Annotated in this window: 14 protein-coding genes; 4 read left to right on the top strand and 10 right to left on the bottom strand. The window is 51.6% G+C overall.

Going from position 1 to position 17,431, the window contains the following annotated elements; all coding sequences use genetic code 11:
- Positions 1 to 70 precede the first annotated feature (70 nt).
- Complete coding sequence (locus EG028_RS13075; RefSeq protein ID WP_120516727.1) at positions 71 to 1,105, bottom strand: LacI family DNA-binding transcriptional regulator; 1,035 nt, start codon at positions 1,103 to 1,105, stop codon at positions 71 to 73.
- Between the two features lie 310 nt (positions 1,106 to 1,415).
- On the opposite strand from EG028_RS13075, the gene EG028_RS13070 reads away from it, so the two are divergent.
- Entirely contained in the window at positions 1,416 to 2,291 is an 876-nt protein-coding gene (locus EG028_RS13070; protein ID WP_120516728.1) for an AraC family transcriptional regulator, read from the top strand.
- A 145-nt stretch (positions 2,292 to 2,436) separates the two neighbouring features.
- Here EG028_RS13070 and EG028_RS13065 read toward each other — a convergent pair whose 3' ends face one another.
- From EG028_RS13065 to EG028_RS13050, 4 genes are all read right to left on the bottom strand, one after another.
- The gene (locus EG028_RS13065; RefSeq protein WP_120516729.1) at positions 2,437 to 4,056 is read right to left on the bottom strand and encodes a RagB/SusD family nutrient uptake outer membrane protein; all 1,620 of its coding nucleotides are present in this window, start codon (positions 4,054 to 4,056) and stop codon (positions 2,437 to 2,439) included.
- 35 nt (positions 4,057 to 4,091) lie between these two features.
- Positions 4,092 to 7,544, bottom strand: coding sequence for a SusC/RagA family TonB-linked outer membrane protein (locus EG028_RS13060; protein ID WP_120516730.1), 3,453 nt, complete (start codon positions 7,542 to 7,544; stop codon positions 4,092 to 4,094).
- Between the two features lie 4 nt (positions 7,545 to 7,548).
- Positions 7,549 to 8,577, bottom strand: coding sequence for a FecR family protein (locus EG028_RS13055; protein ID WP_120516731.1), 1,029 nt, complete (start codon positions 8,575 to 8,577; stop codon positions 7,549 to 7,551).
- Between the two features lie 80 nt (positions 8,578 to 8,657).
- Positions 8,658 to 9,239 (bottom strand): RNA polymerase sigma factor, encoded by a 582-nt coding sequence (locus EG028_RS13050; protein WP_120516732.1) that lies wholly within the window; start codon positions 9,237 to 9,239, stop codon positions 8,658 to 8,660.
- 242 nt (positions 9,240 to 9,481) lie between these two features.
- On the opposite strand from EG028_RS13050, the gene EG028_RS13045 reads away from it, so the two are divergent.
- Positions 9,482 to 10,354 (top strand): SPFH domain-containing protein, encoded by an 873-nt coding sequence (locus tag EG028_RS13045; protein WP_120516733.1) that lies wholly within the window; start codon positions 9,482 to 9,484, stop codon positions 10,352 to 10,354.
- 3 nt (positions 10,355 to 10,357) lie between these two features.
- The gene (locus tag EG028_RS13040) at positions 10,358 to 10,540 is read left to right on the top strand and encodes a hypothetical protein (RefSeq protein ID WP_120516734.1); all 183 of its coding nucleotides are present in this window, start codon (positions 10,358 to 10,360) and stop codon (positions 10,538 to 10,540) included.
- Positions 10,541 to 10,601: 61 nt separating this feature from the next.
- Here EG028_RS13040 and EG028_RS13035 read toward each other — a convergent pair whose 3' ends face one another.
- Together EG028_RS13035 and EG028_RS13030 are read right to left on the bottom strand one after the other, a co-directional pair.
- Positions 10,602 to 12,923 carry a M1 family metallopeptidase gene (locus EG028_RS13035; protein ID WP_162946467.1) on the bottom strand — a complete coding sequence of 774 codons (2,322 nt, stop codon included), beginning with the start codon at positions 12,921 to 12,923 and terminating at the stop codon, positions 10,602 to 10,604.
- Positions 12,924 to 12,934: 11 nt separating this feature from the next.
- Complete coding sequence (locus EG028_RS13030; protein ID WP_120516736.1) at positions 12,935 to 13,522, bottom strand: HupE/UreJ family protein; 588 nt, start codon at positions 13,520 to 13,522, stop codon at positions 12,935 to 12,937.
- A 69-nt stretch (positions 13,523 to 13,591) separates the two neighbouring features.
- Between EG028_RS13030 and EG028_RS13025 the strand changes: the two genes are divergently transcribed.
- On the top strand, positions 13,592 to 14,080 hold the full coding sequence (locus tag EG028_RS13025; RefSeq protein WP_120516737.1) for a DUF6702 family protein: 489 nt from the start codon (positions 13,592 to 13,594) through the stop codon (positions 14,078 to 14,080).
- Here the strand turns inward: EG028_RS13025 and EG028_RS13020 are convergent.
- The 3 genes from EG028_RS13020 to EG028_RS13010 are packed head-to-tail and all read right to left on the bottom strand — an operon-like array spanning position 14,077 to position 17,430.
- The gene (locus tag EG028_RS13020; RefSeq protein ID WP_120516738.1) at positions 14,077 to 15,366 is read right to left on the bottom strand and encodes a phenylacetate--CoA ligase family protein; all 1,290 of its coding nucleotides are present in this window, start codon (positions 15,364 to 15,366) and stop codon (positions 14,077 to 14,079) included. The genes EG028_RS13025 and EG028_RS13020 overlap by 4 nt on opposite strands.
- An 11-nt stretch (positions 15,367 to 15,377) precedes the next feature.
- Entirely contained in the window at positions 15,378 to 15,740 is a 363-nt protein-coding gene (gene acpS / locus EG028_RS13015) for a holo-ACP synthase (protein ID WP_120516739.1), read from the bottom strand.
- 7 nt (positions 15,741 to 15,747) lie between these two features.
- Positions 15,748 to 17,430 (bottom strand): C45 family autoproteolytic acyltransferase/hydolase, encoded by a 1,683-nt coding sequence (locus tag EG028_RS13010; protein ID WP_120516740.1) that lies wholly within the window; start codon positions 17,428 to 17,430, stop codon positions 15,748 to 15,750.
- Position 17,431: the final 1 nt, after the last annotated feature.

Below are 17,431 nucleotides of genomic sequence, written 5' to 3'. Positions count from 1 at the left end.
TAAAAAAGAGACTGTAACCTCCTGGATAACCTGGTTACAGCCTCTTATATGTTTACCTGGTGAATGCGGATTAAGCGACGGTTTTAGCCTTTTTACGGCAACTTTCCCGTTTGATGAGGGTAGCAGGCAGCACCACCTGGTTGATCTGGTTATTGTGCTGGTTCAGCTCGTTCATAAGCACCTGTATCACATTGCGGGCAATGTCGTGAATGGGCTGCGCCACGCAGGTGATCCCGGGGGTGTGCAGGCGGAAGAGGTCGTGATCGTCGAAGCTGATGAGCGCAACGTCCTCGCCTATCTTCATCCCCAGCTCCTTTACGCTTTCGATGCCGTAAATGCCGAGATAGTTGGTCGTGAAAAAGATGGCGTCCAGGCCGGGAATGCCTTTGATGAACTCAATGATCTGGCTCACCGCCTCTTCGTTCGTGGCGCCGAATGGTATCTTTTTGCACATTTTGCGGGGAAGGTTGGCGCGGTGCGCTTTCATGGCTGCGGAGAAGCCGTTGAAACGTTCTTTCATCTGGATCTGCTCCGAGGTGGTGGTGACCAGCGCTATTTTCTGGTAACCCAGCTCAATCAGGTACTCCGCGGCATCGTACGCACCCTGGAAGTTGTTCACCATCACGTAGTTGGTGGGTATCTGGGGCAGGTAACGGTCCATGAGCACCATGGGCTTTCGGGAGTTCTTCAGCACTTCGATCTCCTTGTCCAGGTTAGGCGTGGGCGTGATGATATACCCGTCCACCTGGCGGTATTCGAGCACTTCCAGCAGGCCGCGGGCTTTCACGAGATTATCTTCCGTGGATCCGTACAGCACTTTATAGCCGAATTTGTCCGCTTCCTCTTCCACGATCTTCGCGACGTTGGCAAAGAAGTGGTTGGCAATGTCCTCCACGATGAGGCCGATGGTCTTTGTTTTGCCGGTCCGGAGGCCCCTTGCAAGCTGGTTTGGTTTGTATTTGAGCTTGGCAGCGAGTTTTAGTATTTTTTTACTAACCTGGTCGCTGATCCGCTTTTCTTTGGCTTTGCCATTTAGTACAAACGAAACGGTTGTGGGAGAAACGCCGGCTTGTTTAGCAATATCTTTGATGGATATACCCTTCATATGGAATTATAGGTCGTACGCGCTATAACGATTTAGCACGAACAAGGTACGGAAAAATCAATAAAACAAAAAAGAATTCCCGGCCCTGATACCGCCTGCCGGCAGGTTTTAGCAGCAAATCAGCCACTACAAGGGGCCTGGCCTGTTTGCCGCGGGTCATATTTTTCAAGCCCCGTAAATATTATGGGAAAATAGTACCGACTAGTATTTTTTTAACCGAAATTTAATAATTTGGCAAAATAGAATTCAAAATGGCAGAATTACTACCTGCTAATTACTTTCATAGGACTAAACCAACAAGGAAGCAAACATGAAACCCATTCTGATAAAAGTGGGGGCCTTTGCCGACAACCAGATCACCATCATCGAACGCTGTGATCCTTACTTTAATACACCTTTCCATTTTCATCCCGAATGCGAACTGGTGTATGTAACGGAAAGCCAGGGAAAACGCATCGTAGGAGACAGCATTGAAAGCTTTGACGTAGGGGACATGGTATTCCTGGGGCCGAATATACCGCATGTGTGGTATAACGACGAGGCCTATCATAAAAATGATGAATCGCTCAAAGCCCGTTCCGTGGTGATTTATTTCCCCAAGGACATTTTTGGCGACAAGTTCTACGGCCTGCCCGAAACCAAAGCACTTACAGACCTGTTCCACCGCGCCCAGCGTGGTATGAAGATCATCGGCAACACCCAGGAAAAGCTCAGAGATGAGATCCTCTCCCTTCCCAAAAAGGACGGGCTGGAGCGTATCATTTCCCTGCTGCATATCCTCAAAACGCTCTCGGAGACCAAAGACTGCTATTTCCTGGCCAGTACCGGCTATTCCCACGCCTACAACGTGAAGGACAACCACAAGATCGACGAGGTCTTCAAATACGTGATGAACAACTTCTCCAAGGAGATCTCCCTCCAGGACGTTGCCAGCATTACCAACCTTTCCCCGCAGAGTTTCTGCCGCTTTTTTAAGAACAGGACCAAAAAGTCTTTTGTACAGTTCCTCAACGAAGTGCGTATCGGCCATGCCTGCAAACGCCTTACCGAAGAAGACTGGTCTATCGCGGAGATCGCCTATTCATGCGGGTTTAAGAACCTTTCTAATTTCAACCGATTCTTTAAAGAGATTGTGGGTAAAACGCCGAAAGAATATAAAAATGAGCTGAGGCTCAAGGAAGCGTAACTCCCTTACACCGATATGTTTTTTAGCGCAGGCCATTGGGGCCTGCGCTTTTTTATTGCCGCCTGAATCCCTATCGTTCCCGCTACAAAAAAAGCCGGCCCAAAAGGGCCGGCCGGTCATTCTTAGATGAGCTATGTCTATAATGCTATGGTTTGTCCCACCAGAGGCGGGTACCCCCGTTGTCGGGACCACCTAGTAAAGTAACGGCCCGTTGTACGCCCAACGGATTGGATGCGTACTCGGTATTAGCAAAGTTCACACGGCGGATGTACAGGTCGGTGGGTATCTTGCCACCGCTGTTGTTCACCACCACCTTAAACAGTTTGGGATAACCCGTCCTGCGGAATTCGCTCCAGGCTTCCTGCCCGTCAGGGAATACGGATATCCACTTCTGGGTGATGATCCTTTCCAGTTTTCTCTCGAAAGCATCGCCTTCTTCCCACCTGATTGTCACAGTGCTGATGGTAGGGTCGCTGGCGTTTACATTGTTCACCGGGTTTTTGGTATCCACGTAGGGCGCTGCTTTGGCGGTATTGTTCGCCAGGTAAGCATCTGCCCTGGAGGCCAGTTCGTATTGTGCGAAAGAGGCTCTAACGCCTGCTTCATAGTTGTCTTTGGCGGTACCTGCTTCGGCCCATCCGCGCAGGGCGGCTTCGGCTTTCAGGAACCATACTTCCGCGGCGGTCATCAGCTGCATTTTGCTGGGCATTGGCGCCAGTTTGGAATAGTCCGCATAGATCTTATCCGGCAGTGCGATGCCGGTGCGGATGCCTTTATAAATACCTCCTGGCATGGCCGTTGCCGTATCGAAGTATTTAGCGATACGCGGGTCGTTGTAACCGGTCAGGATAGATTCCATGGGCGCGCCCATTCTGATATCGTTGTAACCGCTGGTATAAGTATTGTAAGGGTTCGGCGTGGGCGCGATGTTCACCGCCGCGATATCCGCTACTGTGCTGAGCAGGCCGCCGGGATTGGACAGGGCGGCTTCGCCTTCGGCTTTTGCCTTCACCGGGTCCACCTTCGCGATCCGGATGGCGAGGCGCAGGCGGAGGCTGTTGGCAAATTTCAGCCAGGCGCCGTAGCTGCCGTCGTAGGTAAGGTCAAACTTCTCGAAAGGTTTGAGCGCGGAGTTGCGTAAAGGCGTAAGCACCGTGATCGCATCGTTCAGGTCTTTGAAGAACGCGTAATAAGCGTCTTTCTGGGAATCGTAATCGATGCTTTTATCCGGGTTGATCACCCCGTATTTTGTGTAGATGATAGGGCCGTATACATCGCTCACGCGCTGCATTACCAATACTTTCAGTATCTGCATCCAGGCTTTGAAGTCTTTGAACTCCTCTCCCGCCAGCTGCTCGATCCTGCGGGCCACGGGCATTACGGACAGGTTCGGGGCATCGGGATAGTTACCGTATGCGCAGCCCCACATCACCACCGTCCAGCCGTCAATGAGGTTGTAGGTGGAGTTGTTGTTGCCGCCGTTGCCAAATGGCCCGGGTACGCCCATGTAGCCGCTCCAGATGTCGCCTTCGAGGTTCTGCTGTACCTGCATTACCCAGCCTGGGGAGTTGCCGTAGATACTGTTCTGTATCTGCTTGAACGGTTCGCCGATCAGGCGGAAATCCGTTTTAAGATCATCCTCACTCACCCCGTAAGGGTTCGTATTGATGCGCTCGAAGTCTTTTGTGCAACCTGCCAGCGCAACCACAGCACTGATCCCTGCTATGGCGAGGTTCCGGATATATTGTAGTTTAAACGTTCTCATCTTTGTAAGTTTTTTAGTCAAGTACTTGTCTAAGCTTAGAATCCTACTTTCAGGCTTGCACCAATGCTGCGGGTGGCCGGCTGTCCGAATACGTCTATACCCTGCAGCCTGTTATCGCCACCGGCGCTTACTTCAGGGTCAAACGGCGCATCGTTCTTGAAGAAGAACAGGTTCCTGCCGATCACCGCCACCTGCAGGTTGCGGATCACTTTTGATTTTACCGGTATTTTGTAGCTCAGCGCCAACTCGCGGAGGCGGATATTGGTAGCGTCGTACATGTACAGGCTGCCCACACCGGCGCGGCCCGCAACGGCCAGGTAATATTTGTTCGCGTCGATCTTGGTAACTGCCTTACCGGTTTCGTCCACCGCTCTTACATCTACTCCACCGTTGTCCCTTGCAGCAGCACTTACTTCGCTTACACCGTACTGGTCCAGCACAGCCTGTGTCATACTCATCACTTTACCGCCAAAACGGCCATCTATCAGGAAGGTGAGGGAGAAGTTCTTATAATCGAACGTGTTGTTCCAGCCTAGGTTAAATTTAGGATTCGGGTTGCCGATGTTATAGAAACCGCTGGTGCTGTCCATGGGTTTGCCATCAGCATCCACGATCATTGCCCCGTCTTTGGTGTAACGCAGGGAACGGTTCGTATAGATGTCACCCCATGATCCGCCTTCCTGTATAAAAGAGCCGAACATGTTGGAGCCGAACTGCGTCAGCACAAAACGGCTGCTGGGATCGGCGCCGGAAATGGCGTCGTCTGAGAGTTTCACCACTTTGTTCTGGTTGGCGGAGAAGTTCACGTTGGATGTCCAGGTGAAGTCTTTGCCTTTCACAGGCACGGCGGTGAGCATACCTTCAATACCCTTGTTCTGGATGTTGCCGAGGTTCACGAAATAAGTGAGGAACTCGGAGCCTGAAGGAGCGGGTATTTCCATGTACTGCCTGAAGTTGTTGTTTTTGTAGAACGTCATGTCCAGCGACAGGCGGTCGTTGAAGAAGTGGATATCAAAGCCTGCTTCGATGGAACGGTTGTCTTCGGGTTTCAGGTAAGTACCGGGGTAAGGGCCGTTGTTGTTCAGCAGCAGCTGCGGCGCGCCGCCAATGATGCGTACGGTGAAGTCCGCCGGGCGTGAGTTGTACGGCGCGATGTCGTTACCCACTTTGGCGTAGGAGAAACGTACTTTGGCGAAGTTGATCGCTTCGGGCAGTTTCACCATTTCGCTGATCACACCGGTGATACCGGCTGAATAGTAGAAGAAACCTTTGCTGGCGATAGGCGTGAAAGCCAGTGTGCTGGACCAGTCGTTGCGGCCGGTCAGGTCCAGGAAGAGGTAATCTTTAAAGCCGAGCTGTGCGCTTCCGAACAAGGCCTGCACCTGTTTGCGGTCCATTCCCTGGATGGAGGTAAGCGCCATCGGGTCGATGTTCGTTACCTGGAATTTGTTCGCATATACAAGGCCCTGCGCGGCGTCAAAAGCAACGTCCGTAAGGTTGCGGTCCCTGATACGCTGGTCCAGGACGCTGGTACCGAGGGTGGCGGCCAGGTTAAAGGTTTCGCTCAGCTTTTTGTTCGCTGAGAAAATAAGGTCGCCGTATAGTTGTGTGTTGAATTCTTTTTCCACGGTATACCTGCCGTTCGGCGGAGCCAGTGAAGCCTGTGTGCTGGCGTATGCCTTCATTTCATACTCGTCGTAGCTTTTATCGAAGCTGCCGCGTGCCTGTACGCTCAGCCAGTCCAGCAGCTGGTATTTGAGTGAAAGCGAAGCCATGGCGCGCATCCTGTTTTCGTCGCGCAGGTTCCTGTTCTGGATCCAGTAAGGGTTCTGCTGTTCGGGATCGCCCGCCCAGGCGGAATCTGAATTCAGGTTCCACCAGTTTTGCAGGTCGGTGTTACGTTTGGCGGAAGGATAAGTGTAGTTATTCTTGTAGGTATCAAAGTTCAGCCCGCGTGGGAAAAGGTACAGGCCGGTGAGCGGGTTGAAATAAAAACCGGTGCCGGGCCTGTTATGCGCTTTCTGCGCGAGGAACGTGATGTTCGCGTCCGCGGTCAGTTTGTTGTCCAGCAGTTTCAGCGTTTCACGGAAGTTGAATGTGTGGCGGTTGAACTTGGCGGTGGGCATAATGCCTTTGCTGCTGGTGTTGGAATAGGAGAAATAAGACTGCGCCACTTCGTTGCCGCCGCTCAGCGCGAGGCTGTTCGTATAAGTTGTGCCGGTTTTGAAAAAGTCGTCTACATGGTTATTGGCGTTCGTTTTCGGGCCCCAGCTCTGGTTGCTGCCGGGCCTGGACGAAGAGGGGGACTGTGCGTACCTGTATTGCAGGTCCGGCTTCAGCATGGGGGATTCAAAGGTCGCGTCGGAGCTTACGTCTATGCGGGTTCTGCCTGCGCGGCCTTTTTTGGTGGTGATCACGATCACGCCATTTGCAGCCTGGCTGCCATAAAGAGCGGCCGCGGATGCGCCTTTCAGGATGTTGATGGTCTCGATATCGTCCGGGTTGATGTTCGAAATACCGTCGCCACCGTCGCGGCCTGCGCCGGACTGGATGTCTGAAGACTGGCCGTACACGTTCGCGGGCTGGGAGGGTGAAAAGTTCGCCATCGGCACCCCGTCTATCACGTATAGCGGCTGGTTTTCGCGGGTGGATTTGTTTCCGCGCATGATCACGCGGGCGGTGCCGCCCAGGCCGGAGGCGCTGCGGCTGATGGTCACACCGGCGGCTTTACCGGCCAGGCTGTTGATCACGTTTGCGTCTTTTACACGGCTTAAGTCGCTGTTACTCAGTTGTTGTGTAGAATATGTAAGCTCTTTTGATTTCTTTTCGATACCCAGCGCTGTCACCACAAACTCGCTCAGGGACTGGGAGTTTTCAGTCAGCATGATGTTGATCACATCACTGGCACCCACGGCTATTTCCTGGGTGGTAAACCCCAAAAAACGGATCACCAGGATGTCGCCGGGGTTGGCGCTCAGCACATAATTACCGGTGGCGTTGGTCTGGGTGCCGCGGTTGGTGTTTTTCACCACGATAGTCACGCCGGGCAGCGGGTTGCCGTTGGCGTCCTTTACAACGCCGCGGATCTCCTTTTCGAGGGTCCCGGCGCCGCTCATCAGGGCTACTGTCGTTAAGGAGCCGGCAGCATGTTGTTCCTGATTTACTATGACTTTATTGTTTTTTCTCGTAAATTTCAGTCCGGTTTGGTCTGTGAGCAACTGAAGCACCTCGTCAATGGGTTGCTTCACGCAATTCAGGTTAATCTTCTTTTTGAGATTCAGATCGGATTTGTCGTAATGGAAACTGAGGCCTGTTTTAGCAGAAATTTCAGTAAACACGTCTTCCATGTTTTTGTTCTTGACCTGGATGGTGATACTGACGTTCTTGGTGTCCTGCGATTCGGCACGAGCACTGGCGGTGTAAGGAGCCGCCAGTGTGATGGCCATCGCAAGAACCACTAGAGAAACAAGGCGTAGGCATTTTTTCATACATCTAGTTTTTGCGGGTAAGGAATATTGTGTCGTTCTTGAGCGTGTAGCTGATGTTTTTGGTCAGACAAATGGTTTCAATAATTTCCTGCAGGCTCTCGTCTTTAAAGAAACCCGTATAAGTCCACTCTGTAATGCCCGAATCGTTGATCACCGTTACGTTGTAGCGGTTTTCGATCTCCGTGGCCACCTCGTCGTAATTGGCATCCCTGAATACGATATAGCCGTTTTTCCAGCCGATGATATCATCTTCTTTATTAAACACGGATTTGGCCATGGCCATAGACGTTTTGTCTATGCTCAGCTGTTCGCTGGGGAGCAGAATCACAGGCTGCCGCTTTTCCCCATGATCCACTTTTACTTTACCGGTCAGCAATGCCACTGTAATGCGGTGCTCACGGCTGTATGCCCGGATGTTGAAAGAGGTGCCGAGGGCGGTGGTGGCGATGTTCCCGCTATGCACGATGAACGGGCGTTTCGGGTCGCTGGCTACCTTAAAGAAAGCCTCGCCTTCTTCCAGGAAAATGCTGCGGGTATCGCCGTCGAAGTTTTCGGGGTAACGGAGTTTTGAAGAAGCATTCACCATGATGGTAGAACCATCAGCAAGTACAACCTTTTCCGTGGATCCCCTGGTGGTGGAAATTTCTACGTAGCCGTTCCTGATCACCTTGTTCGTTTTAACCACTACAGATTGTACTGCCGGATGGGTTGGGTTCCCTGGATGAGTGGCAGGCATAGGTTTATATAGTAGGGTAAATGCTATTGCTCCGGTGATCATGGCCGCCGCGCCGGTATATATCCAGGCGCGCAGGCGGCGTCTCCGCGCAGGGGCTTCCACGACCGGTGTACTGATCTGCTCCTGGATGCGCATACGCACTTCTTCCAGCTGTTCCTTGAGGAAATCGTCCTCTATCATGGCGGAACGGTGCTGGTTAATGCTTGCAAACCATTGTTCTATAATCCGGATTTCTTCCTGGGTACATTTTCCCTGGGTATAACGCTCCAGAACTTTCCTGATCTGTTCAATTTCCACAGCGGTAGTTTTTAGAAGTTGGTGATATAAGGGAGTCGGGCCAGCTTCAAAAAGGTACCATCGGGGTCAAAAGAAATTTTTTAAAGGATGGACAGCACAACCGCCAGGACCATCAGGTCGGTTTGTGTGTAGTGGGTGCGGAGGATCTTAAGGGCTTTGGATATCTGGTTTTTTACCGTCTGCTGGGAGAGGTCGAGGCGGCATGCAATCTGTTCAATGCTAAGGTTTTCGAATCGGCTGAGCATGAATATCTCTTTCATTTTTTCGGGCAGCCGGTTGATGGCTTCAAACACTTCGGTGGCTTTGGCCTTATAGTCATACGTCTCGGAGATGTTGTGCGGCTGGGCGTCAAAATGTTCTATCAGTTGCTGGAGATACTTGCGATAGGTCACGTCTTTGCGGTACAGGTCTATGATCTTGTGCCGCACGGACTGGTAAAGGTAAGAACGGAGGGATTGGTGAATGTCGAGGGTGAACCGTTTTTCCCACAGGGTGGCAAAAAGGTCCTGCAGCACGTCTTTACTCGTCTCACCACGGTCCGTTTTGCTCAGGATATACAGGTACAAAGGCCTGCTGTACCGGTCGTAGATGGTATTGAAAGCCGTACTGTCGCCATCACGCAATAACGATAACAATTGCTCGTCTGAATAGCTATTGTACATAAAAGATTAAGGTTGATAAAACGCTGTCGATTTTGGTTATGCTGTAATTCTTTGGCTTATTCTAACGTGTCGTGACCCGGTTAACCGGGACTGAAAATAGTAATTCTCTTTAAAATTAGAACTTTTTTACGAAGCAAAATTTAAAATCATTCATGGTGTCCGTTGTACACTATCCATTTTTTTGTCTGGATTAAGTTTATTAAATTTGATATCAAATCGATATCACTATAAAATATCCCCTTATGGAAAAGATCGTCAAGCCAATGAGCGGCTACCTTGCATTTGTGCTCACCATCGTCTTTTTTCTTGCCGGCATCTTCGCCGTTGTACAGGCCACAAAATTAGAGTCTTCCGGCTACTGGGGAGGCCTCGCCGTTGTACTTTTTATCACCTTTATTTTTATTGCCAAAGGCATCATGATCGTCAATCCGAACCATTCCCGGGTACTTACTTTTTTCGGGAAATACGTGGGAAGCGTAAAACAGAACGGTCTTTTATGGGTGAACCCGCTGTACCGCACACAGAATATTTCACTGCGTTCCTATAACCTGAACGGCCAGACACTGAAGGTGAACGACAAGATGGGCAACCCCATCGAAATTGCCGCCGTGATCGTTTGGCAGGTGAGGGACACTTACAAAGCGGCCTTTGATGTGGAAGGATATAATCAATATGTGCAGATCCAAAGCGAAGCAGCCGTGCGCCACCTGGCCACCAGCTGTCCTTACGACCGCATGGAAGCCGAGAACGCGGAGATCACGCTGCGCGACGGCGGTGAGAAAGTAAACGAGCTGCTGGAAGTGGAGCTGAATGAAAGGCTCTTTGCAGCGGGCATCCTGGTGCAGGAAGCGCGTATCAGCCACCTCGCCTACGCCCCCGAAATTGCGGGCGCAATGCTGCAACGCCAGCAGGCCACCGCTATCGTAGCCGCACGTTCTAAGATCGTGGAAGGCGCTGTGGGCATGGTGGAAATGGCGCTGGAACAATTGTCGAAGAAAAATATCGTGGAGCTGGACGAAGAGAAAAAAGCGGCAATGGTGAGCAACCTGATGGTGGTGCTTTGCGGTGAGAAAGCGGCCACGCCAATATTAAATACCGGATCTTTATATCATTAATCCATGGCGGGGAAGGAAAAAAAGTCTTTTGTACTGCGGATAGACAATGTCACTTACGAGGCGTTGGAACGTTGGGCGGCGGATGAGTTCCGCAGCGTAAACGGGCAGATGGAGTGGATCATCGCGCGGGCGCTGAAAGAAGCAGGCAGGGACAAAAAGAAAGAATCCACCAGTAAAAAAACATAACAAAAGGCCAGCGGTTACATTCCCGCCGGCCTTTTGTTATCAATCAAATATTCACCTCATTTTATTGTCTTGCTCTCTGCATCGGGTTGCCGCTGTTATTCGTGCCTCTCGGCCCGCCGCCGCCTTCCATCTTAAACAACTCAAACCTCGAAGGCACTGCCTGCCGCGGCCATGAGTTATTCAGCTCGTCGATGTCCGCCGTTTCCCTATATGGGTCCAGCCGGATGCCGGTTACCGCTTTATCTTTCGCGAACACTTTGGTCACTTTCAGTTCGTCGTGACGCCAGATGTAAGCGGAGATACGCTCTACTTCTTTTGTGCCGTCCGCAAACGTCCATTCAATGATCAGGGGCATTACGTTGCCACCCACATTGGAGAATGTAAGCTCGTAGAAATTCTTTTTGCTTTCGTACAGGCGTTTTTCATCCGGAGTGAGGCCTGCCTGCATTTTGCTGTAGGCTTCGGTCTGATCCGGCGTTACAGCGTAACGGTCCCATTTGTTGTAGAAGTCCTGCAGACTGGTATCCTGGTCTACCGCGAATTTCACGCCGGCCGCTTTATTCCGTGTTTGTGCGATGTGCACGTCATCCGCATTGGTGCTTGTTTGTTTCAGTTTATTTTCCACCGCGGGATTTTTTGTATCCATACGGTACCATTTCACGGAATCGATCGCAATGTCCACCGGCTCGATGCCAAAGAACCATCCGCGCCAGAACCAGTCCAGGTCCACCGCGGAAGCATCTTCCATGGTCCTGAAGAAGTCGCTGGGGGTGGGGTGTTTGAAGGCCCAGCGGCGGGAATATTCTTTAAATGCATAGTCGAACAGTTCGCGGCCCATGATGGTCTCGCGGAGGATATTCAGGGCGGTGGCCGGCTTTGCGTATGCATTAGGCCCAAACTGCACAATGTTCTCGGAATTGCTCATAACAGGCTCCAGCTGGTCTTTCGGCAGCGCCATATATTCCGCGATCCTTTGCGCGGGGCCCCTGCGGGAAGGGAAGTTATTGTCCCACTCCTGCTCCGTGAGGAACTGGCAGAAAGTGTTCAGCCCTTCGTCCATCCAGCTCCACTGGCGTTCGTCGGAGTTCACGATCATGGGGAAAAAGTTGTGCCCCACTTCGTGGATGATCACGCCGATCATACCATTTTTCGTGGCTTCGGAATAGGTACCGTCTTTTTCAGCGCGGCCGTAGTTGAAGCAGATCATCGGGTATTCCATACCGTTCGCGGCTTCTACTGAAATAGCCACGGGATAAGGATATGCGATGGTATGTTTGGAATAAGTCTTCAGGGTGTGGGCCACTACTTTCGTGGAGTAACGGCGGTAAAGCGGGTAGGCTTCGGGGCCGTAATAACTCATCGCCATCACGTGTTTGCCTTCCACATTGGTGCCCATCGCATCCCACACCAGCCTGCGGGAACTTACCCAGGCAAAGTCGCGTACGTTCTGTGCTTCGTAGATCCAGGTCTTTTTGGCCCCGGCTTTGTTTTTCATCGCGTTTTGCGCTTCACTGAGCGTTACCACTTCCACGGGTTCTTTCGCGCTCTGGGCCTGTTGCCAGCGCTGGTATTGCGCGGGCGTCAGCATTTCTTTATAGTTGCGGCATTCGCCGGTACCGCCTACCACATGGTCCGCCGGAACGGTCATTTTTACTTTAAAATCGCCGAAGGTGAGCGCAAACTCTCCCCTGCCGGTGAACTGTTTGTTCTGCCAGCCCTGGAAGTCCGAATACACGGCCAGGCGGGGATACCATTGTGCCATGGTATAAATGTTGTTGTTGTCTTCCGCGAAATTTTCATATCCGCCGCGGCCGCCGAGGGTCATGCGGTTGGAGATATTGTACCACCAGTTCACATTAAAACGGATCTTTTCACCGGGCATAAGCGTTTTGGGCAGCTCGATACGCATCATCGTCTGGTTGATGGTGTATTTCAGGGCATTGCCCGCCGCATCCGCACACTTTTCGATATTTACCCCATGGCCCGGCTCAATGCCCATAATGCGGTTGATAGCGCGGCTGGTCATCTTGTCGCGCATGGAACTTCCGTCGAAGCTGTTGTTGTCGCTCTTCGGATCGTGCTCGTTTTCGTCCAGCTGCAGCCAGATGTAGGTGAGTGGGTCGGGCGAGTTGTTATAATAAGTGATGGTTTCCGCGCCTTTAAGGATGCGTTTTTCATCATCCAGCTCCGCGCTGATGTCGTAATCGGCTTTTTGCTGCCAGTACTTCGGGCCGGGTACGCCGGAAGCGGAGCGGTACATGTTCGGGTCCGCCAGCAGGTAACTCAGCTGCTCGAAGCGGTTACCGTGGTTGGAACCTGGGTTCTGCGCCCGGAGGATCGCCGGGGCGGCCATAAGCAGACAGATGATTAGTTGATTCCTCATAATTATGTATTCTAATGCATTAGTTCTCTGAGTCTTTCAATGCTCATGATAAAAGCTGAGCCGAAAATAGCGGAGGACAGGAACATGATCCAGTCCCGGCGCGCCATGCTGGTAAGGTTTACAACGATCTGCGACAGCAGCAGGATCACCATTACGATCAGTATCTGCCCGAATTCGAGCCCCAGGTTAAAGGCCAGCAAGGGTTGTACGATATTGGTCTGTGTACCGAGCATACTTTTCAGGTAGTTGGAAAACCCCATCCCATGTATCAGCCCGAAAAAAAGCGCAAAAAGGTAATTCAGTTGTAATGCACTTCCCGGCTGATCTCTCCGTACAATGTTCACCAGCGCGGTGATCACGATGGTGACCGGTATCAGGAATTCGATCAGTGCGGTCGGTACCCTGATGATATTCAAAACACTGAGTGCCAGGGTGATGGAATGCCCTACAGTAAACGCGGTCACCAGTATGAGCACCTTTTTCCAGTCTTTCAGCAGGTAAACGGCGCAGAGCGCCATTACAAAAAGAATATGATCGTAACCGTTCAGGTCCGCTATATGTTTCCAGCCCTCTGCAAAATACAGACTGAACTCCTCCATGGCGTAGATTTTTGTGTAACTTCGTAATTATAAGCAAGACAAGTTTAAAAATAAAATTTTTGGTGGCAAATGGGAGTATTATTATGCAAATGGTTGTTGCCGGTATGGATGAGCGCAGTGCATCCCTTTTACATGAGCGTGACGGAAATAAGGTATAACCAGCCGCGTAAGTCGCTGGAAGTGAGCTGCCGCATCTTTACGGACGACCTGGAGAATGCCCTCAAAAAGTACAATAAAACGAGCCTTGACATCATCAAACCCAAAGACCGGCCCGCGGTAGACACGATGATCGCGCGGTATCTCCGCCAGCATTTTGCGCTCAGCGCGGACGGCAAAACACTTCCCTTACATTATCTCGGTTACCAGATATCCGAAGACGCGGCCTGGTGTTTCCTGGAATATACACCCATGACGCCTTTCAAACATCTTGACATTCAGAATGACGTGCTGTATGCGGAGCATGACACCCAGGGGCACATGATCCACCTGATCGTGGGCGACCGGCGGAAAAGCACCAAGATCGATAATCCAAAAGCTACGGCCAGCTTCGATCTTTAGCGGTTATCCAGGAATTTTACGGGTTTGCGGCTGCCTTCGGGGAACTGCATTTTGAGAATCTCCTGCATGGAACAGTACTTCACCTGGGGTATCACCCTCAGTTTGGCCTGCAGATATGACTTGATCCTGCGGTCCACGTCCTCGTTCACCTCCGTGGGGCTGAGGTGCAACAATATTTCATCTGTGCCTATTTCGTTGGAGAACACTTCGACGATAAATTCTTTCACTTCTTCCATATCGCTCAGCAGGTCGTACAGTGCGGGCGGGTATAACGTCGTTCCTTTGTATTTGATCATTTGTTTCCTGCGGCCTATCACGGGAGAAAGCCGGAGCGTCTGCCTTCCGCAGCTGCAGGGCGTTGTATCGTACTGGCAAATGTCACCGGTCTTATAACGCAGCAGGGGCATGGCTTCCACGCCCAGCGTAGTGATAGTTACTTCGCCGGGAGCGCCGGGCGGCACGGGCCCGTCGTTTTCATCCAGCAGTTCCACGATGAGCAGTTCCGGGTGATGGTGCCCTCCCCTGCCCGCTTTGCATTCCGTAAAGGCGGTCTGCATTTCAGTGGAAGCATAGGTGGAAAACAATTGGATATCCCATTTGTCCGTGATCTTTTTGCCGAGTACGTTGTACGTGTAGTCGGTATTTCGGATATTTTCGCCGATACATACGGCTTTTTTCACGGAGGAAGCATTGATATCAATACCGTGCTCTTCCGCAAATGCGATCAGTTTGAGGATAAAAGAAGGTACGGCCACGATGGTGGTGGGCTGAATGCGGGTAATATTCTCCCATTGCATGGAAGGCACACCCGGCCCCACGCGTAACACGCCGGCGCCTATCTTCCGGATACCGGAATAATAAGCCATGCCGGCCATAAACTGCCGGTCCAGCGTAAGCATCAGCTGGTATATGTCTTCGTCTGTGCCACCGGCGCAGCTGAAGGAGATAAATTCATTGTAGGTAAGGCGTTCAAGGTCTTTTTCCGTTAAAGGGATGATCACCGGTTTGCCTAAAGTTCCTGATGTGGACGTATACTCCGCGATCCTGCCTTTATCCACGCACAGGAAGTCCCAGTTGCGCTGCTGCAAGTCTTCCTTTCCCACGGTCGGGATCTTACGGAGGTCTTCGATGTCACGGATAGTATCTGTATCCAGGTTATGACGGGCGAACCATTCCCTGTAGAAGGGCGAAAACTGCCGTAGGTAGCCCAGCTGGTGTTGCAGGGCTTTTGCCTGGAACTGCCGGATAGCGGCCGGGGATTGCAATTCTATATCAGGTATGTACATAGTTATTCCGGTTAGAAGATCACGACAGTGGCCATAGCGACCGCTTTTACATGGCTCATGGACAACAATACGTTCAGCCCTTCCATTTGCGGCGCCGCATTGCCGGTTAAGAACAGCTCCGGTTTGCCGGCCGGGTTGTTCCTTATCTCGATCTCGTTGAAATGGATGCCGCTGCCGCCATAGCCTGTGCCCAGGGCTTTCAGGAATGCTTCTTTGGCGGCGAAGCGGGCGGCGTAACTTTCGTATTTATTCACCTGTTTTTCGCAATAAGCGATCTCCAGCGGTGTAAACACCAGCTCCCGGAAGCCCTGTCCTTTTTCGATCTTGGAGGCTACGCGATCTACTTCAACGATATCTGTCCCGATGCCTTTCATAAAAGATTCATATTCGTTTATCACAGTCCGCAATACGCTGCAACACATGGCCTTTCTCCGCTTTGGTAGCGATCTCTTTCATGAGCGCCTGCTGATAATATTGTCTGGCCTGTTTGTAGTCTTTCTGACGATAAAGATAATCACCCGCCAGCACATAGGCATGGTAATAGGAAGGATTGTCCGCCACCATCCGTTTCACGTCCACGGGCTGTTTGTCCATTACAGCTGCTTTCAGCATGCGGAAATCCACAAACTTACGGTAATCCGCCGTTTGCAGGAAAGTGTCCGCGGGTATGATCAGCGCGCTGTCGCAGATCTCGTGGTCTGTCTGAAGGCCGTTCATGGCAAAGACTTTTTTCAGGTCGTAGGCCACAAACTCGCCCAGCTGCCAGGGCGCGGTGCTCACCCATACTTTCAGCTGCTTCGGCTCAAACACCACGGAATGGTGCGCGATCAGCTGGTTCAGGGCCTTTTCATTGCCCATACCGATATCTGTATCTTTTAAACCTTTCTGGTCACGGAGGATGGCGATAGTTTTAGCCACGGAGTTTTTGCCGTTGCGTGCCAGCAATTCCTGCAGGCGCTGGTAACGGTAGGGAGAGGCGCTTCCTTCCAGTTGTTCCTGGTTGGGGGCCGATGCGCCCAGCGTTTTGCTCTGGAAGTGATTGGCGCAGGATATCTCGTTTCCTTTGGGATCGTACAGCGCCAGCTCCTCCGGCGTCTTTTCGATAATAGCGGCACGATTGTCGTTCGCGGAGCCGATCAGGAAAGACTCCGATACAAACATCTTCCTTTTCTGCGCAATGGCGTATGCTTCATTGATGTTTTTGGCGTATTGCAGTATCTCCCTTGCCACCAGCGATACCGGTGTGGCCGAACCGGAAGGTATGCTGGATTTTGCCGCGTTGATAGTGACAGTAAGACCTTGCTCGTTCATGCCGGATACCACGCCGGTAAAGCCCGCCCAGGTGATGAACATAAAGCGGTATCCCTGCTCCGGTTTGTAAAAGGCCACTATCTTTTCTTCGGCAAACTTATCGCCTACATAAAAATCGAAGTTGCGGCCGATGATCAGCGAGCTGTCTTCGGAACGGTCGTTCCAGGTGCCGAACGACGTACAGCCTACCAGTGCCATACTTTGCAGGGCATGGCCAATGTCATGCGCGGCATGATAGTTCATGATACGCTGGTAATTGGAGCCGATAAATTCGTATTTGTTGCTGGCGGCGAAAGACACGCCGTAGATTTCTTCTTTGTATTCTTCAGGAACGTTTTCGTCCATGTGGCGGTTGAACCAGCCGATGAGGTATTTCAGGAAATGCAGGTAGGCTTTGGAAGGGATCATTTTGCCGATCTGTTCCGTGAAGTGATCTTCCTGCCGCTGCACCAGCTCTTCCGTCAGTTTTCCATACACCACGCCCCTTTCAAAAGGTTTGCCTTCCACATACAATTCATACAGGCCGCTGCGGCTCTTGCGGAACCAGCTGTTGTTCAGGGTAAAGGCCGTGGAATCTATCCGGCTGCGCGTCCACTCCAGGCTCGTTTTGTCCGCGATCTCCGGAGGATGCATACGGGCTACGGTGTAGAGATAAACGATCAGGCCAATGAGCAGCAACACAAAAAAGCCGAGGATAAATAAACAGAACCTCAGCAACTTCTTCCATATCGATCTTTTCTTCTTCTCCGCCATT

Source organism: Chitinophaga barathri (assembly GCF_003807585.1).
Lineage (GTDB): Bacteria > Bacteroidota > Bacteroidia > Chitinophagales > Chitinophagaceae > Chitinophaga > Chitinophaga barathri.
The sequence above is the reverse complement of the archived record's forward strand: the minus strand, read 5'-3'. Positions and strand labels throughout refer to the sequence as shown.